Consider the following 22,961-nt stretch of genomic DNA (forward strand, 5'->3'; position numbering starts at 1 on the left):
AAAAGCCTTTGGCTTTTTTACCTCACTTCACCTTACTTCATTTGCGCAGCAACTTCTGCTGCGAAATCCTCTTCTTTTTTCTCGATACCTTCACCAAGCTCATATCGGATAAAACCGATGATTTTCGCACTGCCGCCTGCAGCTTTAGCCGCTTCATCGATCACCTGTTTTACACTTTTCTTGTCATCTTTAACAAATTTTTGTCCAAGAAGCGTATTTTCTTCAACAAACTTCTTTATCTTTCCAGGAATGATCTTTTCGATGATATTGGCAGGTTTTCCCTCTTTTTCAAGTTGTGCCGCTGCGATCTCTTTCTCTTTTTCGATCACTTCAGCTGGAATTGATGCTTCATCAAGATATCTTGGATTCATTGCCGCTATATGCATTGCAACATCTTTAAGAAGATCTTTTAAAGAAGCACAAACATCTTCTTTATCGCAGCTTGCAGCGACGATAACACCTATCTTTCCACCCATATGGAGGTATCCGTTGACTACGCCAGGGCCTTCCACGCAGATTTTATCGAAACGTCTTACAACGATATTTTCGCCAATTTTCGCGATTTCCGCTTTCATATACTCTTCAAAAATCACATTGTCAATTGGCGTCTTGTAAAGCTCTTCAACGCTTTCTACTGCACTCTGGGCAATATGTCCTTTTACTTTTTCTACGAGTGATTTAAAGTTTTCGTTTTGAGCTACGAAATCTGTTTCAGAGTTCACTTCCACGATTGTCGCACATTTATAATCCTCACTCACTTGAACGGCAATTGTCCCTTCGCTTGCCACTCTGTCCGCTTTTTTCGCTGCTTTTGCGATACCTTTTTTTCTTAAGATTTCGATCGCTTTGTCCATATCTCCATTTGCTTCTTGAAGGGCCTTTTTGCAATCCATCATACCAGCGCCTGTGCGCTCTCTGAGTTCTTTTACTTGTGCTGCGCTGATCGCCATTACTTCTCCTCCTCTTCAGTTTCTTCTGCTTCGCCTTCTGCTACCGCTTCTTCGATAAGCTCTTTTTTCTCTTCTTCTGTAGCCGGTGCAGCTTCTTCTTGCTCTTCACCTTCTAACTCTTGCTCTCGAAGCTCTTTTCCTTCGATAATCGCTTCTGCCATCTCTTTACAAAAAAGTTGAATACTTCGAATCGCGTCATCATTTCCAGGAATCGGATAGTCGATTAGGTCAGGATCACAGTTTGTATCAAGTGGAGCTACGATAGGAATACCAAGTTTATTCCCCTCTTTTACCGCGATATGCTCTCGAACGGCATCGATAATGAAAAGCATATCAGGAAGTCCTTTCATATCCCGAATACCGCCAAGAAAATTTTCAAGTTTCTCTTTTTTTCGTCGAAGCATCAATGCTTCTTTTTTTGTCAATAGGTCCATTTGACCTGTTTTTTCCATCTCTTCAATAATTTCAAGTTTTCGAATAGATTTTTTGATTGTGTTGAAATTTGTAAGTGTTCCACCAAGCCATCGTGAATTTACATATGGCATACCACATTTTTTCGCATACTCTTCAATAGCATTTTTCGCTTGTTTTTTCGTTCCGACGAAAAGGATCGTTTTTCCCTCTTTCGCAGCATCACGAACGATATTGTATGTATATCTGAAATACCGAAGTGTTTTTTGCAAGTCGATAATGTGGATATTTTTTCGAACGCCAAAGATAAATGGTTTCATCTTTGGATTCCATCTACGTGTTTGATGTCCAAAGTGCACACCGCACTCGAGTAGGTCTTTCATAGTTACCATGATTGCTCCTTGTTTTGTTTAGGTTTTTGCCTCCGCAGTCATCAACGGCTCATGCCGCAACCCGTCAAGGATTACTGCGTGTGTACTAAAAGGCGAGTGATTATATAAAAAATATACTTAAATTGCGTTGAGGAAACTGTTTAGTAAGAGAAAAGCAGGAGGTCCTACTTTTCTTGCAGCTCTTTGAGAGTCTGAAGTACCTTTTCGACGTGCCCTTTTACTCGAACCTTTGGCCAGACTGCAGCCACATTGCCTTCCGGATCGATTACGTATGTTGTACGAATCACACCTTCATACTCTTTGCCGTACATCTTTTTTATTCCCCAGGCTCCATACGCTTTGAGAACCTCTTTTTGCGTATCGCATAGCAGTGTCACTTGTAGCTGCTTCTTTTCACTGAATTTTCTGTGACTTTCACAACTATCGGGGCTGACTCCAAGGACTACCGCACCTAAATCCTCAAACTCTTTGAGATGTGCTGTAAAATCAAGAGCTTCTGTGGTACATCCTGGAGTATTATCTTTTGGATAGAAATAAAGAACTACCCATTTTCCTTTGAGATCTTTCAAACAGATCTCCACCTCATCCTGATTTGGTAAACAAAATTGGGGCGCTTTTTGTCCAACTTCTATCATTTTCCCTCCCTTTCAAAGATTTTCACATCTGGCTTTATTTTTTGAACTGTTTTCGTAAAAATACCTTCGCCATTTTTGATCAAATTTTTATCTTTGTCATAATGTTTTGCACTAGCAAGAGCGCAACTTGGTGATTTCGATTTGACAACGAACATATCGATATCGGGATGTTTTTGACATAAATTCAAAGCATATTTTTCAATCCATTCTGTATAATCCGTACCAGACTCATTACCGATAGCTCTTTCGTTTACTATATCGATCGTCTCTCTAGGAGTTCCCAATATAGCATCTTCAGGGCAAAAAGCGATCACCTCATCACACCCTTTCAATACCGTTTGAAGCGACTCATCTTTTTTATTACTCCCATCATATCGACAGTTATGTCCAAGCAAACATGCACTAACTGCTGCTTTGACCTTTTTAGACAACACAAACTCCTCTTGTTTTTTTCGCCATATAGAGTTTTTCGTCCGCTTTTTTTATTAGTTGATTTAATTGCTCTTCGCTGTCACAAATTCCACATGAAAAATTGTAATATACGTTTTGACCATCATCAGTCATAATACAATCTTCATGAACTCTTTTTCGAATCCGTTCTTCTACGATCCTTTTAGCATCCTCTTTGGAACAATTTCCAAAAAAAATCACAAATTCTTCACCACCATATCGAACAACAAAATCTCCTTGCCGAAGAGAATTTTGTAAAATTTGTCCAAAGTGTCGCAACACTTCATCCCCAATACTATGTCCAAAAGTATCATTGATCTGTTTAAAATGATCCAAATCTAAAATCGCAATCGAAACAGGTTTTTGTTGACGTTTAAAATTTTCAAAAAGCTTTTGTCCCATATCAAAAAGATAATATCGGTTATAACATCCAGTTAGAGCATCTTTAATAGCCAATTCTTTGATTTTATGAAATTGCACCATAGATTTCACCACATTGTCAATACGACACACAAATTCAGCATTAAAAAAATTTTTTTTCAAAAAATCATTAGCACCACTTTTCAAAAAACGTGTAATTACATTACTATCATCAGATGCTGTTAGAGCCACTATGCCAAAATCTTCATAAAAATATTTCTCTCGTACATAGCGAACAAACTCTAGACCTGTTTCATTGTTTTTCAACATATAATCAACGACCAATAATTTTATATTGTGTATTTCTATCATCTGTTTTGCCGCTTTAATGCTATCTGCAATATGCACTTTCGTATAAGGATAATATATAGCAAAAAAATGTTGCAAAAACTTTTGAAAAGAGGGCGAATCATCAAGAATCAAAACTTCATGTTCATCCAAAAATTCTAAAATAGTCAACTTTGTAACGAGATAATCTAAACGGACCATATCCCGCTTAATAATAAAATCAATCACCCTTTTTTTTGTATATTTCTCAAAAACTTCCAAAGATTCTGAAGCGGTAATTACGATAACAGGTTTTTTATTGGCAATTAACTCATCGATGAGTTCACACTCATTGCAATCTGGCAAATAGATGTCAAGCAAAACAAACTTATACTCATCCAACGATGGCAATTGCTTGAACTCCGCATAACTTGAAATATGAGTGACTTCGTATGATAATTGCGATTCTAAGACATTTTTAATATTTTTTGCATAGAATCTATCATCTTCTATCAACAATATCTTTCTCATACAATAACCACCGATTTGAGTTCTGTATACTCTTCCAATGCAAACTTTGGTCCTTCCCGGCCAATGCCAGAATATTTCACACCCCCATATGGCTGAATGTCAAAGCGAAGAGTTGGTATATCATTGATTACTACACCTCCAGCCTCGGCATCATCGATAAAACGTTTGATCAATTCGATATCTCTTGTAAAAATAGAAAACTGCAAGCCATATGGCGAATCGTTCATTTTTCCGATCGCCTCTTCATAGCTTTGCACTTTCACAAGAGAAACGATCGGAGCAAACACCTCTTCACACACAATCTCCATATCATCCGTTACATCGGCCAAAATGGCCGGATAAAAATATTTTCCTTCCCTCTTTCCTTCCAACATGGCTCTAGCCCCTGCCTTTATAGCACTTTGCACCCATCTTTCCGCCCTCATTGCCGCCTCTTCGTTGATGAGCGGTCCCATGAAGGTATCTGGCTCATAAGGATCACCAACTTTGAGCTTTTTCGTATCATTAGCTAAAGCTTGTGCGAACTCTTCATAAATTGCCTCATGCACATAGATTCGCTGCAAACTGATGCACACCTGCCCACTGTTGACAAAGGCTCCCACGGCGCATCTGCTTGCAGCCTGGTTGATATCGGCATCTTTATCGATAAAGGTAGCTGCATTTCCACCAAGCTCCAGACTCACCTTCTTGATACCGGCATTTTTCATGATAATCTTTCCAACAGGAACGCTTCCGGTAAAACTGATCTTTCTTGGAATCTCACTCGTTACAAGTGCATTTCCCACTTCAGCATCTCCATACACAAGGCTGAGCATATCGGGCACCGCGTATTCGCTTTCGATAAAAAGCTTAGCCAGTTTATACCCGGTCAGTGGTGCTTCAGGAGTCGGTTTGTACACAACACTGTTACCGGCGACCAAAGCGGGAGCCAGCTTATGGACTGAGAGGTTGAGTGGAAAGTTAAAAGGCGTAATGGCAACAACGACGCCAAGCGGAACTCTTTTATAATAGCTCATCGTTCTTCGTCCGCTTTGGGTCGCATCGGTATTGATTGTCTCACCGCTTAAACTTACTGCGAAATCGGCACTGAGCTCTATCGTTTCAATAGCTCGCTGCACTTCCACTCGGCTAAAAGTGATAGGTTTGCCCACCTCTTTGGTGATTGTCAGAGCAAACTCCTCCTTTTGCTCTTTCAGCTTTGCCGCCACATCTCTTAACCAGGCTACTCTTTGAGAAAGAGGAATGATGTTTTTATATTTTTGAAAAGCTTTTTGAGCGATTTGCAACGCTTTTATTGCATCTTGGGCATCACACTTTGGATATTTTGCAACTACTTTGTCGTTAAAGGGGCTTCGATGCTCTTCCCACTCCTCTTTGTCTGCAGGAGTTGATCCAAAATATATTTTCGCCTCTTCCATAGCGACTCCTTAAGCATGCTTTTAGGCTGATTATAACCTATTTCTTTTTAAACATTATTTTGATAGACTTGGGCCTAATTTACTATTAAGATTTTTCAACAAAAGGGAACAGTTTTCATGGAAAAAGCACAATATATCTGGATGAATGGAGCTTTCGTCAACTGGGATGATGCAAAAGTGCACGTTCTTACACACACACTTCATTACGGTAACGGTGTTTTTGAAGGAACAAGAGCATATAAAACCCAAAAAGGGCTAGCTATTTTCAGACTTCGTGATCATACGAAACGGCTGCTCAATTCTGCAAAAATCACGGCAATCAAATGTCCCTATTCTCTAGAAGAGTTGGAAGAGGCTCAGATCGAACTTTTGCGAAAAAACAGTTTCGACGGTAATGTTTACATCCGACCACTCATCTATTTGGGATATGGCGTGATGGGTCTTTATCATGTCAATGCACCTGTAGAGGTAGCAATTGCCGCATGGAAATGGGGAAGCTATCTGGGTGACGAAGGACTCGAACATGGAATTCGGGTCAAAATCAGCTCTTTTGCCAGAAACAGTGTCAAATCGACAATGGGCAAAGCCAAAGCGGTAGCCAATTATCTCAACTCCCAAATGGCGAAATTTGAAGCACTGGAAGCGGGATATGAAGAGGCGCTGCTTCTTGATGATGAAGGATTTGTCGCTGAAGGCAGCGGAGAATGCCTATTTATTGTCCGAGACGGGGTGCTCATCTCCCCTCCAAACGACAATTCACTTGAATCCATCACGCAAGACACCATTTTGAAAATTGCAAAGGAAAAAGGGTTGCCGATTGAGAGAAGACGTATAACAAGAGATGAAGTCTATATCTGCGATGAAGCCTTTTTCACAGGAACAGCTGCAGAAGTGACACCGATCAAAGAGGTGGATGGACGCATCATCGGAAATGGAAAACGAGGACCTGTTACCCAGGAACTCCAATCAGCATATTTCGATATCGTCTATGGACGAAATCCAGCATATGAACATATGCTGACATATATTTAAGGAGGCAAAATGCCAGCAGATTTGAATGATTATTTTAAAAACAAGATGGATGATAACGGTGGAGAAAACAGAGCTCCACAGTTTTTGAAAGATTTTAGTAAAAAAGCGACAATTCTTTATGTCATTTTGGCCATAGCGGTATTACTTATCATTGCAAAACCCTATACCATTATACAGTCTGGCGAAGTGGGTATCAAAGTGACAGCGGGAAAATTTGATCCAATTCCTTTGGCTCCCGGTATCCACTTTTTTATCCCAGGTATTCAAAAGATCATTAAAGTCGATACAAAAGTACGGATCATCAACTACAAAAGTGAACGTGACACCTCTTTTGGCAATGTCAACGAAGGCATCATCGAAAAACCGGCAATTACCGTTCTGGATGCCAGGGGGCTTCCCGTCAGTATCGATTTGACGGTACAGTATCGACTCAATCCAGCAAACGCTCCCCAAACGATTGCCACGTGGGGTCTAAGTTGGGAAGAGAAACTCATCAACGCCGTTGTTCGAGAAGTGGTACGAAATGTCATCGGCCGATACAAAGCAGAAGAGCTTCCAGTGAAGCGAAACGAAATAGCGGCACTTATTGAACAAGAGATACGAAAAAAGATCGATAGTTTCAAAAATAAACCAGTTTTTCTAGAGTCTGTACAGCTTCGTGAAATCAATCTCCCACCAAAAATCAAAGAGCAGATTGAGCGCGTTCAAATCGCAAAGCAAGAAGCCGAGAGAATGAAATATGAAGTAGAAAAAGCAAGACAAGAGGCTGAAAAAAGAGCCGCTCAGGCAAGAGGAGAAGCAGAGGCGAAAAAGATTCGCGCACAAGGGGAAGCAGAACGAATCATGATCGAAGCGAAAGCAAAGGCGCAGGCAAATACAGTGATTGCAAAAAGCGTAACACCAGAACTTCTTCGCCTCAAACAGATCGAGATTCAAGGGAAATTCAACGAAGCATTGAAAGTCAATAAAGATGCAAAACTTTTCTTGACTCCAGGTGGTGCTGTACCAAATATCTGGATCGATAGTAAAGATAATCAAAAAGCAACCTCCATTTCTCGATAACGGCGGGACTTCCCGCTTCATAAAGGAAAACTATGCAATTTTCCATCGACTGGGAAAAACATCCACTCATTCCAGCCATCGTTCAAGATGTGGATACAAAAGAAGTGTTGATGCTTGCATACATGAATAAAGAGGCTTTACAAAAAACGCTTTCTACCGGATTTGCACACTACTATTCCAGAAGCCGCCAAAAACTGTGGAAAAAGGGCGAAAGCAGCGGTAATGTACAAAAAGTGGAAAGAGTGAAGCTTGATTGTGACAGTGATACACTCTTGCTTGAAGTAAAACAGCAGGGACCTGCGTGTCATACGGGAAGAAAAAGCTGTTTTTATAAAGATTTAAAAAATGGACAAATCACAAGCGAACCTATCCAAAACCCGGATGAAATGTATGAGGATATTGTCGATAGGCTCTATCATGTTATCCAGGAGAAAAAAGAGGCCGATCCTTCACAATCATGGACAGCAAAGCTCTTTAGCAAAGGGGAAAACAGCATCCTCAAAAAAGTGGTGGAAGAAGCCGGCGAGTTCTGTTTTGCCGTCAAAGATAATGACAAAGAACAAATCATCTATGAATGTGCCGACCTCGTCTACCATACATTAGTGGCGCTTGCGAGCAAAGATATTTCTCCAGAATTAATTAGAAAAGAGCTAAAAAGGCGATTTGGAATAAGCGGTATAGAAGAAAAAGCTTCAAGGAGTAAATGATGAAAAAGCTATTCGCACTTCTCCTTCTTAGTTCTGCTCTTCTTGCTGAGAGTGCCGTATTGGCAGCACAATGGTACCCCTCCGTTTGCAAAGTCAAACACTACAAAACTTGCAAAAAACCGATAGAGTACTGGCAAACACATTTTACCCTTCATGGACTGTGGCCACAGAAAAAAGAGTACTGCAATGTCCCAGCGAGAGCCAAAATCCTTGATAAAAAAAGGGAGTGGAAAGCTTTGCCAACACTTGTCAATCCATCCATGATGGAACTTCTTGTCACCTATATGCCAGGTGCTCTTGCAGGACTGCATAAGCATGAGTACGTCAAACATGGAAGTTGTCTCAGCCCAAATCCTGACTTTTACTTTCTTACCTCTTTTTCACTCCTTTCTCAACTCAATAACACCCCAATACGCCTTTTCTTTTTGAAAAACAGAGGTAAGAGGGTTCAGACTGCAAAAATTGCAAAACTGTTCGATAAAGCATTTTTCGAAGGTGCCGGAAAGCGAGTTCGATTCGTTTGTGAAAAGGGATACTTGACAGAACTTCGAATAAATCTTGCCGGAGATATTATACCACAAAGCTACCTGTATGATCTTTTGCGCCAGGCAAAACCCACAAAAAGAGGGTGCAAACTTGGCAAAATCGGCCGTTAGTTAGTATATATACCCCTCTTTTCGTAAGGCTTTGCGAATCCGATGCAGTTGATCGTTTTTGTCGCTGCACCACTCGGGGGCCAAAAGAGTATCATCACCGATCCCTGCGCTCACTCTTTGAATAACCATATCTTTAGGCAGTATCTTTATCGCTTCAACAAGAGTTTCGATATAGGTCTCTTGCGAAATAGGAGTAAATTTTCCCTTCATGTAATCAACTGCCAAAGCGGTATTTTTCACCACATACAGTGGATGGATCTTAATGGAGTCGATCCCCCACTCTATCGATTTTTTGACAGTTTGCAGCATCATGTCAGGCGTTTCATCTGGCAAACCAAATATAACATGCCCGCAAACTTTTAGTCCTTTTTCCTTACTTTTTCTTATCCATTCCTCCACGTTGGCCGCATCGTGCCCTCTATTGATCTTTTGAAGCGTCTCATCAAAAATAGATTGGATACCATATTCGATCCAGATCTCGTACTCTTGTGAAAGGTCAGCCAAATAATCCAAAATCTGTTCTGTAACGCTATCACTTCTGGTACCAATACTCAATCCAACACATTGTGGCTGTTTGAGCGCTTCAGTGTAGAGGGTTTTGAGCGTATCCAAAGGAGCGTATGTATTGGTAAAAGCTTGGAAGTAAGCTAAGAATTTTTCGTAGCCAAGCTTTTCATAGTGCGCTTTCGTTCCAGTGTACTGAAAACGGATCTCTTGCAACTGCTTTTGTAAAAGAGGATTCTCCTTGCTATCTGGAGACAAAAAGATCTTCTTTGATTTCGATAAATTTGGACTGAAAGATTCATTCTCACAAAAGGTACATCCCCCTTTGGCCACCCGCCCATCGATATTGGGACAGGTGAAGCCCGAGAGCCCCAGGGGAACCTTTTTGACTCGTACTCCAAAACGTTTTTTACAGTATCTTCCAAATGTCAGTAGTCGTCTCAATCCGATCCTCTAGTTTTTGTTTGGCACTGGATAATTGCCATCAAAACATGCCATACAATAGCTTTGATCGTTTCCGACACTTCGAATTAATCCAGGAATAGAAAGATAGGCTAAGGTATCTGCACCTATATATTTTCGTGTCTCTTCGATGCTGAGTCTAGAACTGATGAGCTCCTCTTTCGTAGGTGTATCCACACCGTAATAGCATGGGCCCGTTGTAGGAGGTGCGGAGATTCTCATATGCACCTCTTTTGCACCAAACTCTTTCAAAATTGAGACAATTTTTTTGCTTGTTGTTCCTCGTACGATACTGTCATCGATAACGATAAGCCTTTTTCCCTGTATCACATTTTTGATCGGATTGAGTTTCATCTTCACCTTAAGATCTCTGATCTCTTGCGTAGGCTCAATGAAAGTTCTTCCCACATAGTGGTTTCGTATGATACCAAGTTCAAAAGGGATTCCACTCTCTTCACTGTACCCTATAGCCGATGCTACACCGCTATCTGGGACAGGGACGACCATATCCGCCTCTACGGGATACTCCTTTGCAAGCTCTCTCCCCATTTTTTTGCGCAGTTCATACACATTTTTTCCAAATATATTGCTATCAGGTCTTGCAAAATAGATATATTCAAAAATACACTTTGCCGGAGTCGGATCAAAAACCTGAATACTTTGTGGCTCTTTATTCTCTTCGAAAACGAGAAGTTCACCCGGTTTCACATCCCGAACATATTCAGCCCCGATCAGATCGAAAGCACAGGTTTCACTGGCCACTACCCAGCCTTCACCAAGTCTTCCAAGCACCAATGGTCGAAACCCATAGGGATCTCGCATAGCAAACATCTTTTTCCTGCTCAAAAGAATCATCGAATATGCACCCTCGATTTTATGCAGGGCTTCGATGATTCGATCATACAGATACTCTTTTTGACTCCTGGCAATCAGATGGATGATGTTTTCCGTATCCATAAATGTCTGGAAAATGGCCCCCTCTTTGATAAGATCTTTTCGTACGGGCTTTGCGTTGGTCAAATTACCGTTGTGCACGACAGCTATTTGACCAAGATCATACCTTGCAAAAATTGGCTGCGCATCAAGTACGGAATCATCCCCGGCAGTCGAGTATCTCGTATGACCCACGGCACTGTTTCCCTCAAGCAGAGCCAGTTTTTTTTCATCAAAAACTTGCGTTACGAGTCCTCTGCCTTTGGAAATATGGATCCTCTCTCCATCGCTACTAGCGATACCGGCAGCCTCTTGACCTCTGTGCTGCAAAGAAAAAAGACCGTAATAGGCATATTTTGCCGCCTCTGGAACATTGAATAGTCCAATTACCGAACACATGCTACAGTCCTAAACAGTCATCTATGGTATAAAAACCTGGCTCTTGGGAAACGAGCCATTTGGCAGCTTTGATAGCTCCTTTAGCAAAGGTATCGCGGCTGGTTGCAGTGTGGTTGAGTTCGATATATTCTCCATCGTTATAAAACCCTACGGTATGACGCCCAACGATATCACCGCCACGAAGAGCAAATACGCCAATTTCCTCTTTGCTTCGTTCACCTATATTTCCATCCCTTCCGCTCACTCGTACCTTTTCTAGATCCAAACCACGAGCTTTTGCCGCAAATTCTGCCAGTGTCAAAGCCGTACCACTCGGTGCATCTTTTTTGTATCTGTGATGCATCTCAACGATTTCTATATCGAAATCTCTGAGTTTCTCGCTCGTTACTGCCACAAGTCTTTTGAGTAATGCAATTCCCAGACTCATGTTTGTCGCATATAGCACCGGAGTTTTTTGGGCAAGGGTTTGCATAAGATTTTGCTGATGCTTATTCAAGCCCGTTGTTCCACTCACGAGGGGCTTTGGATGTTCTAGTAATCTTTCTAAGAGACTCTCCGTTCCTTCAGGTAAAGTAAAGTCTATAATCACATCACTTTTTTGAATGAGTGTATCGATATCATTCGTCACCGTCGCACCTGGAACAGCTAGTTCTATGCCTTTGAGAACATGAACTACAGAAACTCTTGCAACTTCATCATGTTGAAGGTTTTTTATAAGTAGTGACCCTACTCTTCCGCTTCCCCCATAGATTCCAACATTCAGCATGGTCTCAACTCCCCTATTTTTTCGATATAGTCAATTGCATTGATAGCAGCCGTCGCTCCATCTCCGGCAGCACAGACAACCTGTTTTGATGCGTCTGCTCGGATATCGCCGGCTGCAAAAAGTCCCGGAATGTCCGTTCTCATTCGAAGATCGACAATCACTTCACCCCAATGATTGACGCTGCACAAAAAACTACCGTCTTCTTGCTTGAGGACATCATTGTTGACATTCATTCCAACAAACACAAAAACACCAGGAACTTGCAAATCGATCTCTTTGCCTTGCTGATCGATAATCACACCCTGCAAACCCATCTGATCACCATAGGCCTTCTTGATCGTTGCATTCAAAATGAGTTCAATTTTTGGGTTTTTCAATACTCGATCCACTGTAGCAGGAGCTGCTCTGAAGGCATCACGCCTGTGGATAAGATAGACTTTGGAAGCTATTTTGGATAGATAAAGTGCCTCTTCCAAAGCGGTATCCCCGCCACCCAGTACGGCTACCTCTTTATCTTTATAAAAAAAACCGTCACATGTGGCACAGGTACTCACGCCTTTGCCAAAAAACTCCTCTTCTCCTTCAAAACCGGCTCTTTTTGGAGTGCTGCCCGTACAGACAATAACCGCTTTTGCCTGAAAAGTTTTTTGGGATCCACAATGGATGGTAAAAGTCCCGTTACACTCTCTTGTAACTCTATGAACCTCTTCCATCTCATGCCTCAGACCAAATCGCATCGCCTGTTTGGGCCAGCACTCCATGAGCTCCATCCCCGTTACCACTTCACAGACTCCCGGGTAGTTTTCCACTTCACTACTTTGCGTAATTGCACCTCCGGGAAGTCCCTTTTCAAACATGACTACATTGGATAGTCCACCTCTTGTGGCATAAAGACCCGCAGCCAATCCTGCCGGACCGCCACCGACTATTGCAAGATCAAGCATTTTCATATCCTTTATTGCTAAATCTGCAATATACCTTCGTATATTCCAAATTTAGCAACAATATTTTTTCAAAGGGGAAGAAGGTGTCGAAAGATCGGGGCAAAGCCCCAAAAAGATTAAGAGAGAAGTGCATCAAGTTTTTGTTTGTACACATCCTTGCTTGCTGCACCAACCATCTGATCAACAAGCTGTCCATCTTTAAAGAAAAGAATGGTAGGAATAGATCGGATACCGTATCGAATAGCGATATCTTGCTCTTCATCAGTATTGACTTTTGCAATTTTCGCTTTTCCTTCATACTCTTCAGCAAGCTCGTCTATAATCGGAGCGATCATTCTACAAGGCCCACACCATGGTGCCCAGAAATCCACCATTACAACACCTTCTTTGATCGTATCATCAAAATTGGATGCATTTAATTCAATATATTTTCCCATTTTTTCTCCTTAACTAATAAATTTTATCAAGAGATTTTATTATACTCTTTTTTTCTTAACCTCACATAATTGTGAGATTCTCTATCATCTCCAAAGTATTCTTTTTGATAAGAACACCATCAATTTGGTAGGGCAGTTCAAGGCCATTTTTCATCATATAAAATTCGATTGCCAAAAGAAGTTTCTCCATCTTCTTTTGGGTAATCATATAAACAGGATCACTTTTCTCACTCAATTTCACTTCGATAAAATGGAGTATTCCATCCTTTTGTGCGATGATATCAATCTCTCCAAAACGGGAATGAAAGTTTTTCTCTCGAATGGTAAAACCATTTTTGATCAAAAACGCTTCAGCTCTTTTTTCGCCATTTCGTCCCAAAAGATAACTTTTGAGCCCCATTACAAAACTTTCACTTTCACACTCTTAAAGCGGGCCGTTTTGACGAACGCATCCGCTTCATCACCGAAAAGGTAGTTGATATGGCTTTTTGCATGATGAAAGGAAACATACATCGTACCCCGTTTGATCGTTTTAGAAAATTTGATCTTCAAAGGATGGGACCTTCCATATTTGCTTTCAAGTACGACACGATCTTTCCCTTCAAAAAACTCTCTATCCTTTTCACTCACCAGTAAAACATCTTCTACATGCCGTTTGGCTAGTTTTTCACACGCTTTGGTTTGTGCCGCATTGTTATAGTGTACGATGATTCGTCCGGTCGTCAGATAGAAGTGGGGATCTTTTTTTTGCATCAACTCTTTCATCATGCCCCGAAGCTCATACTGTTTATAGCGAAATGTTCCATACCCGTCTTTTGTTCGAAAAGTATCTTTATGCAAAATAGGAGTATCCTCTTCAAAAACAGGCCATTGAAGTCCTCGGAGGCGATTTTTGGCAAGCTTTTCATAACTTGCGCCCTGAAATCTCCTATGCGCCACCTTGCGTACTTCATTCCAAATAGACTCAGAATTTTCATATACGAAATTTTGATCAAAATATTTGCCTATTCCAACCAATACTTCCCAGTCATCCGGAAGGTTGGAGTCGATAAGAGGTTGCGAAAGATGGAGCCTTCTTTCGGCATTCACATAGACCCCCTCTTTTTCATAGGCACTTTTGACGCCAAAAACCACATCGGCATATTTGGTGATCTCATTGAAAAAGATCTCGTTGACCACTAAAAGTTCCAAATTTTTAAGAGCCTTTTTGATCTTGTTTTGGTTCGGGTGGATATGGGCGATATCTTCTCCCATATTGAAAAGCGCCTTTATCTTGCCCTCCAACATCGCATCTATCAGATCTGGCGTCATCAATCCTTCAACCTCGGGCTTTTGGTAGTCTGGCAAATAGTATGGAAGCATACCCATATCGCAGGTACCCTGGACATTGTTTTGTCCTCGAAGAGGCATCAAACCAGCACCCTCTTTCCCGATATTTCCCGTAAGCATCGCCAGATGGGTTATCGCCATAACCGCATAGGACCCATCAATATGTTCAGTGATACCAAGTCCCCAAAAGATGAGGCTTTTTTTGTGCGCTAGATCGTAGGCTATGGAGGTGAGTTTTTGCGGTAGATCCTCATATCCTCTGATATGTTCGAGTATGGATGGATCAGCAAACTCATCATTTAATATGTTCTCTTTGTATTCCTCAAAATTTTTACACCGTTTTTGGATAAACTCTTTGTTTTCCCACCCGTTTTCCAAAATAATATGGGCAATCATGTTGAGGATCATAAGATTCGTCTCAAAAGGAATGGAGCAGTGGTTTTTGGCAAATTTGCTCAGCTGAATCTCTCGCACATCGATGACGCTTAGTTCCACCCCCTCTTTCACCACATCCAAAATCCTGTTTGCTACGATCGGATGGGCTTCGGTTGTATTGGATCCGATGACGAGAATGTTTTGGGTTTTGTAGATATCGTCAAATGGATTGGTCGCAGCACCTTCTCCGATGGTCGCACGCATCCCTTTGAGGCTCGGTGAATGGCAGACACGGGCGCAATTGTCCACGTGTGGGCTTTTGATCACTTTTCTTGCAAATTTTTGAAAAAGATATCCGCTTTCGCAACTGGTTCTTGCACCCCCGATGGCAGCAAAGGAATATGGAGAATGTGTATCGATGATGGATTGAAGCTTCTTTGCAACTATTGTATAGGCCGATTCATAGGAAGTGGTATAGAAATCGCTATCAAATGGAGTCAATTCGACATTTTCAAAAAGATCTGGATTTTTTTGAACGAAACTCTTTTTGATATAGACATGGCGAAGGCGATTTGGGTGATACAGATAATCCCATCCGTATTTGCCTTTGATACAAAGTTTTCCCTGGCTCACTACGCCTTGGGGCTTCGCGCCTACTTTTACGATACGCCCATCTTCTATCGTCGCTGCTATATCACATCCTACGCCACAGTAGGTGCAAACACTTATCACATCCATACTCGCTCCGCTTTTTTGCTTTATCTTATCCTATCTCGTTTTAATTTTGTCGCAGCGACCGATATAACTTTTTTTTAATAGTTTGCTTTAAACCTCTATACGAATCATGGCTGGTTCTTCTTTCAAAAATGCCTGTTGTTTGATCTCATTCAAGGCTTTATGTATCTCACTCTCTTGGCACTGATGGGTTGAGAGTAAAAGATGAGCCAGTCTATCAGGTCCCGGTTTTTGAAGCATCGACTCGATTGAGATATTGTACTCTCCAAATATTGAAGCGATCTTGGCTAAAATCCCTGGTCTATCTTCCACAAGAAGCCGCAGATAGTAGTTCGAAAGGATAGAATCTTTTGAGGCAAGCTCCATACCAGATTCGAGTGGGCGCTTGAAACCAAGCATCGGAGAGCATTTTCCTCCTCTTGCGATATCGATGATATTGGAGACAACCGCACTGGCAGTGGCATCTCCACCGGCTCCTGGTCCGTAGTACATCGTCTCGCCAACCACATCTCCGATCACGCTCACTCCATTCATCACGCCATCCACTTTTGCGATCATCTGCTCATTGGGAACCAGTGTCGGATGGACTCGAAGTTCCACTTCGTTGCCTCTTTTTTTGGCAATCGTCAACAGTTTGATGGAGTAGCCAAACTCATTGGCAAATTCAAAATCGAGTGTATTGATTTTAGTAATGCCCTCAATCAAAATATCTTCAGGTTTTGCGTCAATCCCATAGGCAATGCTTGCCAAGATGAGTAGTTTGTGGGCTGCGTCGTATCCTTCTATATCAAACGTCGGATCAGCCTCTGCGTAGCCAAGCTCTTGAGCCTCTTTTAAAATAGCGGAAAACTCGGCTCCCTCGTTTGCCATCTTCGTCAAAATATAGTTGCAGGTTCCATTCATGATGCCCCGAATCGCATCGATATGGTTGGCACTCAGACCTTCCCGAAGGGCCTTGATAATTGGAATACCACCAGCCACACTCGCTTCGAACTCAAAGGGAATATCGCCGGCAAGTTGTTGCAGTTCATAGCGATGATAAGCCAGAAGAGCTTTATTCGCCGTTACAACGGCTTTTTTGTTTTTCAAGGCTCTTTGAACAACTTCATAGGCTTCCTCCACTCCTCCCATGAGCTCCACAACGATATCGATATTTGGATCGTCCGTCACTTCAAAGGGGTCAGTGGTCAAGGGGATATCGATATTCCGTTTTTTCTCTAAATTTCTCACGACTCCTTTGACCACCTGGATCTCTTTCCCGGCTCTTGCGCTGATGATGTCTCTGTTTTTTTCCAAAACTTTAACGACGCTGGTGCCTACCGTCCCTACACCGATGATTCCTACATTGATCATTGCTGAGCCTCTTTCAAAAATTTTTTGATGTTTTTCGCAGCCTGCCGGATTCGTTTTTCATTTTCGATCAGTGCGATCCGTACATACTCTTCCCCGCCTTCACCAAATCCGATACCAGGACTGACTGCAACTTTTGCCTTCGTTAAAAGCTCTTTGGAAAATTCAAGACTCCCAATGTCTCGAAACTGCTCAGGAATTCTTGCCCAAACAAACATCGTCGCTCTCGGTTTTTCGATCTCCCATCCGGCTCTTCCAAAAGAGTCGATCAATACATCACGTCTGTGCTCATACTTTTTTCGTATCTCTTCCACACAATCTTGTGGACCATCCAAAGCCACGGTAGCCGCTACTTGAATCGGCGTAAACATTCCATAGTCGATCCAGCTTTTGATCTTTTGCAAGGCCCCCACAAGCTTTTTGTTTCCTACCACGAAACCCACACGCCATCCGGCCATATTGTAGCTTTTGGAGAGGGTAAAGCTCTCGACTGCCACATCCTTGGCTCCGTCCACTTCCAAAACACTCGGAGTTTTGTATCCATCGTACGTAAGATCTGCATAGGCGATATCGCTTAAGATATAAAAGCGCTCTTTTTTGGCAATCCTAACAAGCTCTTTGTAAAACTCTGGCGTAACAGTTGCGGTAGAGGGGTTGTGGGGAAAATTCACTACAAGATATTTCGGTCTTGGGAAAGCGTCATTAAGCGCTTTATGCAGATCTTTGAAAAACTGCTCTTCATCCACTTCATAATGCTCGTTAAATTTCAAATAGGTCTTATGCACACTTCCACCAGCCAAAATAAAAGCGTAGGAGTGGATGGGATAGGTTGGATCGGGCACGATCGCCACATCTCCAGGATTCGTTACAGCTTGTACAAGATGAACATACCCCTCTTTACTTCCCATCGTAGCCACTGCTTCGGTTTCTGGATCCAAGGCCACCCCATAGCGTCTTTCATACCAGTTGCAAATGGCAAGGCGGAGTTTATAGATTCCTTTACTCGCACTATAGCCGTGATTTTTCGGTTTTTGTGCCGCTTCGATGAGTTTGTCGATGATATGCTTGGGAGCCGGTCCGTCAGGATTGCCCATACTAAAATCGATAATATCTTCTCCAGCCCGTCTTGCCGCCATTTTAAGTTCATTGACAGCGGCAAAAACATACTTTGGAAGACGTTCTATTTTATTAAACCGTATTTCGTCAAACATTATTTTCCTTTTATCGTCCCACGATCTTCAAACCATATTTCATATTTTTCATAGTATAGATGTCTGAAATTTTAATATAATAGCTCCCTTTTGGCAATTGCACTCTCAACTTTTTTACTCTTTCATCTTTTTTTATGACAGCCAAAGGATATAGATGCGCATCATAGATACAGATTTTTGCAAACCAGTGATTTCTTGGCGAACTTGCAATAGTCAATGTTTGCAATTGTGAAACATCGATCCATACAGGTTTGCGTATCTGCTTGATATGTATCGCTTTATCCAGCTTCATCGCATCAATTGTAGGAAGTGTTGGAGCAATGGTATATTCCCATTGCGTATCCAGTTTTTGTAAGTGTACAACATTCATACCGTTTTTTCGCAAAAATCTTGTTATAGCAACGGGGTCAGCGATTTTCGTTGAAGTATAACAAAAAGCGATCTGATACTCCTCTTCACTTTTTCTTATCTTCGAAACCGTGTAGTCAAAAATATCAGCTTTTTGCACAGCATCAAAAACATTTTTAAAAAAGAGATTAGGTTCGCTGAATGAGCGAAAAAGAAGAATCTGCTCGGTGGGTTTGTCGAACTGCGATTCTATCAGCCCGATTCTTTTGAGCACCTGGACAACTTTGGAGATGTCTACCATCTCGTTTTGTACATATCTACTTCGTTTCAAAAAAACAGCATTCAATATAGCTCTGTTTTGCTCAAATTTTTGCTGCCCTATAATGGAAATGATCTCTTCCTCTAGGGTTGAAGCCATCAGGGAAAATGCAATGAAAAGAAGAAAAAAAACTCTTACCACTTATGCCCTTTATTGTATAGATCAAAGGTTTTTTTATCTATTTTTTCAAGTTCTCCCGTTCTGTACAAAAAGCGCATTTTCGAACGCTCCTTGTAATCGGTTATATTTCCGTCGATATCAACACGAAACAGTCCATGTCCAGTCATTATGAGCTGATCTCTTGATGTATTGATCTCTACAGGTTTAGAAGTGATATAGTTTTTCCGTTTATAGTCATCAAGATACATGATGCCGATCCAAAGTTTTTTCTTTGGAATGAAAGTAATTGTAGGAAAAGAGACTTTTTCTTCCTCTTTTTCCATCTTTTTCGACTCATTGGTCTCAGAAATTGCAGTTTTTATTTCATCTTTTTTTTCGCTGTGCGTCGCCAGGGTTTTGTTTTGTTCTTTGTGTATCTCTTTTTGCGAAATAACTTTTTGGGTGACATTATTGTCTAAAAAGGCTTCATGTGTCACTTCGGAACCACTATGTTGTACATCTTTTTTTGGATTTGCAAACCAAAGGAATGTCCCTGCAACTACGATAGCGACAAAGACCAATACACCAATTGGAAGCTTGTTTCTCTTTTGATCATCTTCAGGCTGAATGGTAGTATGATTTTCTTGATGCGTTTGAAAGTAGCTTTGGGCACTCTCTTTGAGTTCACTCAGATCCAGGTCAAAGCGATCCTCTAAAATCTTTATAAGTCCGAAAACTTTCGTTTTATTTCCAAGCCCTTCGAAATCCTGTTCGACAAGTTTTTTAAAAACTTTATGGGGAATATAGGTTTTTTGAAAAACCTCTTCGGGATCGAGGCGATTTAGCTTTTCCACATCACTCATCTCTCATCCTGTCGATAAAAATTGCTGCAGCAGCCGCTACATTCAAAGAGTCAAAATCTCTCTTCATTTCTATTTTTAGAATTTCATTACACTTTTGCACCGCTTTTTTCGGAACACCCTCTCCCTCGCTCCCTAGCAGAATTGCTCTTTTGCCGTGAAATCTCTTTGTTCGTACATCCTCACCTTGCATATCAGCTGCATAGACCAAAAAGTTTCTATCCTGAAGCTCTTTGATCGCATCATAAAGATTGAATTGCAAAGCGATGGGCAAATCGAGAGCCGCACCGCTGCTTCTTCGAATCACCCCTTCCATCTTCAAATCTTTCAACCCGCTGATCACCAATCCGTCAACTCCCAATGCATAGGCGCTTCTCACAATGGAACCTATATTTCCTATATCAGTAACATTGTATAAAAGAACAAGAAAATCAAAATTTTTTACAACCTCAAAAGGGGTGAAAACGTAATCCTCGATTTCCAGTAAAAAACCTTGATGATTGCCCCCTTTCGCAAGGGCCTGTGCTTTTTTGTTATCAATCCGCTCTATCTTCACACCCAATCGTTGAAGCTTGTTCCAAACCCCAGCGTCTACGTTTTTATTCAATAATATTCTTTGAATAATATGTGAGTGGTGATCGATAATGTAATGAAATATCTGTTTGCCATAGACTATCATATGATGATTGTAACTATTTCTTACTTAAGAATTATTAAGGATGGAGTACCACTCTTTGATGCTTTTATCACTTATTTTTGATAAGAGTTTCGCCTTCTCTTTTTTTGGTAATGGCAGTACCATAATATCTTCTATATCCAACGATAAAGTAGAATCTTTTTGTTGAGAACCTTGTATCACAACGACCCATTCTCCTTTAATGGTCTCTTTGGAAAGCTTTTCGCTTAATTCTTTCGCACTTCCTTTAAAGAATGTTTCATATTTTTTTGTCAATTCTTTAGCCAAGAAAAGCTCTCTATCAGGATCTGCGGAAGCAATTTGTTCTAAAAGTTTTACAAGTCTGTGGGGGGATTCGTAAAGAACGGAGTTATTTGGGGATGCTAGCAGTTGTCGTATTTTTTCTTCTCTCGCTTTTCCCTTATGAGGTAAAAACGCAAAAAAACAGAACTCCTTTTCTTCAAATCCACTGGCTACATAAGCGGTTACAAAAGCGGTGGGACCTGGCAAAACCTCGTAATCTATCCCGTACTCTTGCGCATATCGTACAAGGGCAGTACCAGGGTCACTGATTCCAGGCATACCCGCATCACTGACATAAGCCACATTTTGATCAAAAAAGTTCGGGTCTATTTTTTGCAAAAACAGATATTGATTGTGTTCATGAAAAGAGATAAGTTTTGCTTGAAATGTTTCACTAAAACGATCGGATAAAAGCGTCAGGAGTTTTTTAGTAACTCTTGTGTCTTCACATAATATGATGTTGGCTTGCTTGAGGGCTCGAAGAGCCCGAAAGGTGATATCTTCAATGTTACCTATGGGGGTAGGAACGAGCGTCAGCACTACTTGAGGTTATATTTTTTCTTAAACTTGTCTACTCGTCCGGTCGTATCTACGATTTTTTCACTTCCGGTAAAGAATGGATGACACTTGTTGCAGATGTCTATTTTTAGCTGCGGTTTATTGGACATAACTACAAAATGGTTCCCACACGCACATGTCACTTCACACTCAACGTATTCTGGATGGATATCTTTTCTCATTGCTCTGCCTTTTTATGTAATGAATCGATTGCTCTTTTAGGAGCGAAATGTTACCCTAACTTTTTTTGATTTTTAATTAATCTAAGTAATTAATTCACAGCAAGGCTTTCGCCTCGCTGCTACATAGGGGGAGGGGAGTTAAGATTATACCATAGTCTTAGCTTTATATTTGATTAAACAACTTGTTTTAAGGTTATAAAAGGCAATATTGATTTAAGGATACATTATATATAATTTCAAAATCCAAGCAAAAATGAAGGAGAACAGATGAGAAGAGGCGGATTTACACTGATCGAATTGATCTTTGTTATTGTCATTATAGGTATATTGGCGGCAGTTGCTATTCCTAAATATAAAAATTTGAAGCAAAATGCAATCGTATCAAATGTTATTCAAGCATATTATGATTTGAAAGGTTCTGGTGGCGCATCTTCCTATTTGAATGCAACTGAACTCAATGGAAACGATAAGGCAGACTTAAATATTTCTGATTTTTATAAATTCCAAGGTGCGGATTGGACTGTTAACGGAGACACTGCTACATATAGAAGTGGGAAAAGTGATTTCAATGCAACTTTTACCTATAATAACGATGGGACAGTGACAGTAAAATTATATTGTGATACGACAAAAACAGCAGGACAAGCTGCAGAAAATGCGCTCCTAGCAAAAGGATTAGATTGTAGTCCTTCAGGAACAACTTATACTATTGATCTTGAAACACAAGATTAATGCGTAAATCTTTCACCCTCATTGAACTTATCTTCGTTATCGTCATCATTGGCATCCTCGCCTCTGTGGCGATACCAAAATTCAAAGGTCTTACCGCAAATTCAAAAATAGCCAGCGAACTGGCCACTGCTTCCACGATACAAAGTGCCATTGAGGATGTTCACGATGAATGGGTGACAAACGAGGGAAGCTTTACATGGGGAAACGGAAGAAGCTCCAGTGAGCTTACCTCGACTGGATACCCGATAAAACTTGGAGACTGTCCACCTGCATTCAACTGGATTTTGAAAAACTCATCTGTAGTCGATAACAAATGGACATGCCAGGACAATGGCGGTGGGATATTCACCTACCGAGGTCCAGCATCCCAAAGTAACAGTGGTGTTGCAGAAAATGGGGCCGGAAAGCCAGATAGCAACGACTGCTGGGAGTATAACGCAACTGCTGGAACATTCAACCTAAAAGAGAACTGCAGCTAAATATCTTCCATCTTCTTCATAATCCAAAG

General features: G+C 41.1%; 26 protein-coding genes. 6 read left to right on the forward strand and 20 right to left on the reverse strand.

Annotation, left to right across the window (positions count from 1 at the left end; genetic code table 11):
• Nucleotides 1-32 precede the first annotated feature (32 nt).
• The 6 genes from tsf to NIS_RS08210 all read right to left on the reverse strand — a co-directional run bounded on the left by tsf (nt 33) and on the right by NIS_RS08210 (nt 5,474).
• Nucleotides 33-950: a translation elongation factor Ts gene (tsf, locus tag NIS_RS08185; protein ID WP_012082906.1), complete on the reverse strand. Its 918-nt coding sequence runs from the start codon at nt 948-950 to the stop codon at nt 33-35.
• Nucleotides 950-1,753 (reverse strand): 30S ribosomal protein S2, encoded by an 804-nt coding sequence (gene rpsB, locus NIS_RS08190; RefSeq protein WP_012082907.1) that lies wholly within the window; start codon nt 1,751-1,753, stop codon nt 950-952. Before rpsB ends, tsf begins: the two co-directional genes overlap by 1 nt.
• Nucleotides 1,754-1,917: 164 nt before the next feature.
• Nucleotides 1,918-2,388, reverse strand: coding sequence for a thioredoxin-dependent thiol peroxidase (gene bcp, locus NIS_RS08195; protein WP_012082908.1), 471 nt, complete (start codon nt 2,386-2,388; stop codon nt 1,918-1,920).
• The gene (locus NIS_RS08200) at nt 2,385-2,819 is read right to left on the reverse strand and encodes a DUF523 domain-containing protein (RefSeq protein ID WP_012082909.1); all 435 of its coding nucleotides are present in this window, start codon (nt 2,817-2,819) and stop codon (nt 2,385-2,387) included. Before NIS_RS08200 ends, bcp begins: the two co-directional genes overlap by 4 nt.
• Nucleotides 2,812-4,056: a GGDEF domain-containing response regulator gene (locus NIS_RS08205; RefSeq protein ID WP_012082910.1), complete on the reverse strand. Its 1,245-nt coding sequence runs from the start codon at nt 4,054-4,056 to the stop codon at nt 2,812-2,814. Before NIS_RS08205 ends, NIS_RS08200 begins: the two co-directional genes overlap by 8 nt.
• Nucleotides 4,053-5,474 (reverse strand): aldehyde dehydrogenase family protein, encoded by a 1,422-nt coding sequence (locus NIS_RS08210; RefSeq protein ID WP_012082911.1) that lies wholly within the window; start codon nt 5,472-5,474, stop codon nt 4,053-4,055. Before NIS_RS08210 ends, NIS_RS08205 begins: the two co-directional genes overlap by 4 nt.
• A 117-nt stretch (nt 5,475-5,591) precedes the next feature.
• On the opposite strand from NIS_RS08210, the gene NIS_RS08215 reads away from it, so the two are divergent.
• The 4 genes from NIS_RS08215 to NIS_RS08230 are packed head-to-tail and all read left to right on the forward strand — an operon-like array spanning nt 5,592 to nt 8,931.
• Nucleotides 5,592-6,506 (forward strand): branched-chain amino acid transaminase, encoded by a 915-nt coding sequence (locus tag NIS_RS08215; RefSeq protein WP_012082912.1) that lies wholly within the window; start codon nt 5,592-5,594, stop codon nt 6,504-6,506.
• A 9-nt stretch (nt 6,507-6,515) separates the two neighbouring features.
• Entirely contained in the window at nt 6,516-7,568 is a 1,053-nt protein-coding gene (locus NIS_RS08220; protein WP_012082913.1) for a prohibitin family protein, read from the forward strand.
• A 32-nt stretch (nt 7,569-7,600) separates the two neighbouring features.
• Nucleotides 7,601-8,275: a bifunctional phosphoribosyl-AMP cyclohydrolase/phosphoribosyl-ATP diphosphatase HisIE gene (gene hisIE, locus NIS_RS08225; RefSeq protein ID WP_012082914.1), complete on the forward strand. Its 675-nt coding sequence runs from the start codon at nt 7,601-7,603 to the stop codon at nt 8,273-8,275.
• Entirely contained in the window at nt 8,275-8,931 is a 657-nt protein-coding gene (locus NIS_RS08230; RefSeq protein WP_012082915.1) for a ribonuclease T2 family protein, read from the forward strand. Before hisIE ends, NIS_RS08230 begins: the two co-directional genes overlap by 1 nt.
• Here NIS_RS08230 and NIS_RS08235 read toward each other — a convergent pair whose 3' ends face one another.
• From NIS_RS08235 to rpmE, 14 genes are all read right to left on the reverse strand, one after another.
• A complete protein-coding gene (locus tag NIS_RS08235; RefSeq protein WP_012082916.1) occupies nt 8,932-9,879 on the reverse strand; it encodes a TIGR01212 family radical SAM protein in 948 nt (315 codons plus the stop codon).
• Between the two features lie 9 nt (nt 9,880-9,888).
• Nucleotides 9,889-11,229, reverse strand: a complete 1,341-nt coding sequence (gene purF / locus NIS_RS08240) for an amidophosphoribosyltransferase (protein ID WP_012082917.1) — start codon at nt 11,227-11,229, stop codon at nt 9,889-9,891.
• Between the two features lies 1 nt (nt 11,230).
• Nucleotides 11,231-11,995 (reverse strand): 4-hydroxy-tetrahydrodipicolinate reductase, encoded by a 765-nt coding sequence (gene dapB / locus NIS_RS08245; RefSeq protein WP_012082918.1) that lies wholly within the window; start codon nt 11,993-11,995, stop codon nt 11,231-11,233.
• Nucleotides 11,989-12,939: a thioredoxin-disulfide reductase gene (gene trxB, locus NIS_RS08250; protein WP_012082919.1), complete on the reverse strand. Its 951-nt coding sequence runs from the start codon at nt 12,937-12,939 to the stop codon at nt 11,989-11,991. Before trxB ends, dapB begins: the two co-directional genes overlap by 7 nt.
• A gap of 116 nt (nt 12,940-13,055) precedes the next feature.
• Complete coding sequence (trxA, locus tag NIS_RS08255) at nt 13,056-13,376, reverse strand: thioredoxin (protein ID WP_012082920.1); 321 nt, start codon at nt 13,374-13,376, stop codon at nt 13,056-13,058.
• Between the two features lie 61 nt (nt 13,377-13,437).
• A complete protein-coding gene (locus NIS_RS08260; RefSeq protein ID WP_012082921.1) occupies nt 13,438-13,776 on the reverse strand; it encodes a YraN family protein in 339 nt (112 codons plus the stop codon).
• Complete coding sequence (locus NIS_RS08265; RefSeq protein WP_012082922.1) at nt 13,776-15,818, reverse strand: molybdopterin oxidoreductase family protein; 2,043 nt, start codon at nt 15,816-15,818, stop codon at nt 13,776-13,778. Before NIS_RS08265 ends, NIS_RS08260 begins: the two co-directional genes overlap by 1 nt.
• An 87-nt stretch (nt 15,819-15,905) precedes the next feature.
• Nucleotides 15,906-17,168: a homoserine dehydrogenase gene (locus NIS_RS08270; RefSeq protein ID WP_012082923.1), complete on the reverse strand. Its 1,263-nt coding sequence runs from the start codon at nt 17,166-17,168 to the stop codon at nt 15,906-15,908.
• On the reverse strand, nt 17,165-18,376 hold the full coding sequence (locus NIS_RS08275) for an LL-diaminopimelate aminotransferase (protein ID WP_012082924.1): 1,212 nt from the start codon (nt 18,374-18,376) through the stop codon (nt 17,165-17,167). The genes NIS_RS08270 and NIS_RS08275 overlap by 4 nt, the downstream gene beginning before the upstream one ends.
• Nucleotides 18,377-18,386: 10 nt before the next feature.
• Nucleotides 18,387-19,184: a hypothetical protein gene (locus NIS_RS08280; protein WP_012082925.1), complete on the reverse strand. Its 798-nt coding sequence runs from the start codon at nt 19,182-19,184 to the stop codon at nt 18,387-18,389.
• Nucleotides 19,178-20,005 (reverse strand): hypothetical protein, encoded by an 828-nt coding sequence (locus NIS_RS08285; protein WP_012082926.1) that lies wholly within the window; start codon nt 20,003-20,005, stop codon nt 19,178-19,180. The genes NIS_RS08280 and NIS_RS08285 overlap by 7 nt, the downstream gene beginning before the upstream one ends.
• On the reverse strand, nt 19,998-20,681 hold the full coding sequence (gene rlmB / locus NIS_RS08290; RefSeq protein ID WP_012082927.1) for a 23S rRNA (guanosine(2251)-2'-O)-methyltransferase RlmB: 684 nt from the start codon (nt 20,679-20,681) through the stop codon (nt 19,998-20,000). Before rlmB ends, NIS_RS08285 begins: the two co-directional genes overlap by 8 nt.
• Before the next feature lie 24 nt (nt 20,682-20,705).
• A complete protein-coding gene (gene rsmI, locus NIS_RS08295; RefSeq protein ID WP_012082928.1) occupies nt 20,706-21,521 on the reverse strand; it encodes a 16S rRNA (cytidine(1402)-2'-O)-methyltransferase in 816 nt (271 codons plus the stop codon).
• A complete protein-coding gene (gene rpmE, locus NIS_RS08300) occupies nt 21,521-21,721 on the reverse strand; it encodes a 50S ribosomal protein L31 (protein WP_012082929.1) in 201 nt (66 codons plus the stop codon). The genes rsmI and rpmE overlap by 1 nt, the downstream gene beginning before the upstream one ends.
• A 267-nt stretch (nt 21,722-21,988) precedes the next feature.
• On the opposite strand from rpmE, the gene NIS_RS10440 reads away from it, so the two are divergent.
• Nucleotides 21,989-22,453 carry a prepilin-type N-terminal cleavage/methylation domain-containing protein gene (locus NIS_RS10440; protein WP_012082930.1) on the forward strand — a complete coding sequence of 155 codons (465 nt, stop codon included), beginning with the start codon at nt 21,989-21,991 and terminating at the stop codon, nt 22,451-22,453.
• A complete protein-coding gene (locus NIS_RS08310) occupies nt 22,453-22,932 on the forward strand; it encodes a prepilin-type N-terminal cleavage/methylation domain-containing protein (RefSeq protein ID WP_012082931.1) in 480 nt (159 codons plus the stop codon). Before NIS_RS10440 ends, NIS_RS08310 begins: the two co-directional genes overlap by 1 nt.
• Nucleotides 22,933-22,961 lie beyond the last annotated feature (29 nt).

The sequence above is a fragment of the Nitratiruptor sp. SB155-2 genome, from assembly GCF_000010325.1.
In the GTDB taxonomy this organism is placed as follows: domain Bacteria; phylum Campylobacterota; class Campylobacteria; order Campylobacterales; family Nitratiruptoraceae; genus Nitratiruptor.

Excerpts from the sequence above, each read along its gene's own strand:
- tsf (WP_012082906.1), bottom strand. The coding sequence starts at position 950 with ATGGCGATCAGCGCAGCACAAGTAAAAGAACTCAGAGAGCGCACAGGC.
- rpsB (WP_012082907.1), bottom strand. The coding sequence starts at position 1,753 with ATGGTAACTATGAAAGACCTACTCGAGTGCGGTGTGCACTTTGGACAT.
- bcp (WP_012082908.1), bottom strand. The coding sequence starts at position 2,388 with ATGATAGAAGTTGGACAAAAAGCGCCCCAATTTTGTTTACCAAATCAG.
- NIS_RS08205 (WP_012082910.1), bottom strand. The coding sequence starts at position 4,056 with ATGAGAAAGATATTGTTGATAGAAGATGATAGATTCTATGCAAAAAAT.
- NIS_RS08210 (WP_012082911.1), bottom strand. The coding sequence starts at position 5,474 with ATGGAAGAGGCGAAAATATATTTTGGATCAACTCCTGCAGACAAAGAG.
- NIS_RS08215 (WP_012082912.1), top strand. The coding sequence starts at position 5,592 with ATGGAAAAAGCACAATATATCTGGATGAATGGAGCTTTCGTCAACTGG.
- NIS_RS08220 (WP_012082913.1), top strand. The coding sequence starts at position 6,516 with ATGCCAGCAGATTTGAATGATTATTTTAAAAACAAGATGGATGATAAC.
- hisIE (WP_012082914.1), top strand. The coding sequence starts at position 7,601 with ATGCAATTTTCCATCGACTGGGAAAAACATCCACTCATTCCAGCCATC.
- NIS_RS08230 (WP_012082915.1), top strand. The coding sequence starts at position 8,275 with ATGAAAAAGCTATTCGCACTTCTCCTTCTTAGTTCTGCTCTTCTTGCT.
- purF (WP_012082917.1), bottom strand. The coding sequence starts at position 11,229 with ATGTGTTCGGTAATTGGACTATTCAATGTTCCAGAGGCGGCAAAATAT.
- dapB (WP_012082918.1), bottom strand. The coding sequence starts at position 11,995 with ATGCTGAATGTTGGAATCTATGGGGGAAGCGGAAGAGTAGGGTCACTA.
- trxB (WP_012082919.1), bottom strand. The coding sequence starts at position 12,939 with ATGCTTGATCTTGCAATAGTCGGTGGCGGTCCGGCAGGATTGGCTGCG.
- trxA (WP_012082920.1), bottom strand. The coding sequence starts at position 13,376 with ATGGGAAAATATATTGAATTAAATGCATCCAATTTTGATGATACGATC.
- NIS_RS08260 (WP_012082921.1), bottom strand. The coding sequence starts at position 13,776 with ATGGGGCTCAAAAGTTATCTTTTGGGACGAAATGGCGAAAAAAGAGCT.
- NIS_RS08265 (WP_012082922.1), bottom strand. The coding sequence starts at position 15,818 with ATGGATGTGATAAGTGTTTGCACCTACTGTGGCGTAGGATGTGATATA.
- NIS_RS08270 (WP_012082923.1), bottom strand. The coding sequence starts at position 17,168 with ATGATCAATGTAGGAATCATCGGTGTAGGGACGGTAGGCACCAGCGTC.
- NIS_RS08275 (WP_012082924.1), bottom strand. The coding sequence starts at position 18,376 with ATGTTTGACGAAATACGGTTTAATAAAATAGAACGTCTTCCAAAGTAT.
- NIS_RS08285 (WP_012082926.1), bottom strand. The coding sequence starts at position 20,005 with ATGAGTGATGTGGAAAAGCTAAATCGCCTCGATCCCGAAGAGGTTTTT.
- rlmB (WP_012082927.1), bottom strand. The coding sequence starts at position 20,681 with ATGATAGTCTATGGCAAACAGATATTTCATTACATTATCGATCACCAC.
- rpmE (WP_012082929.1), bottom strand. The coding sequence starts at position 21,721 with ATGAGAAAAGATATCCATCCAGAATACGTTGAGTGTGAAGTGACATGT.
- NIS_RS10440 (WP_012082930.1), top strand. The coding sequence starts at position 21,989 with ATGAGAAGAGGCGGATTTACACTGATCGAATTGATCTTTGTTATTGTC.
- NIS_RS08310 (WP_012082931.1), top strand. The coding sequence starts at position 22,453 with ATGCGTAAATCTTTCACCCTCATTGAACTTATCTTCGTTATCGTCATC.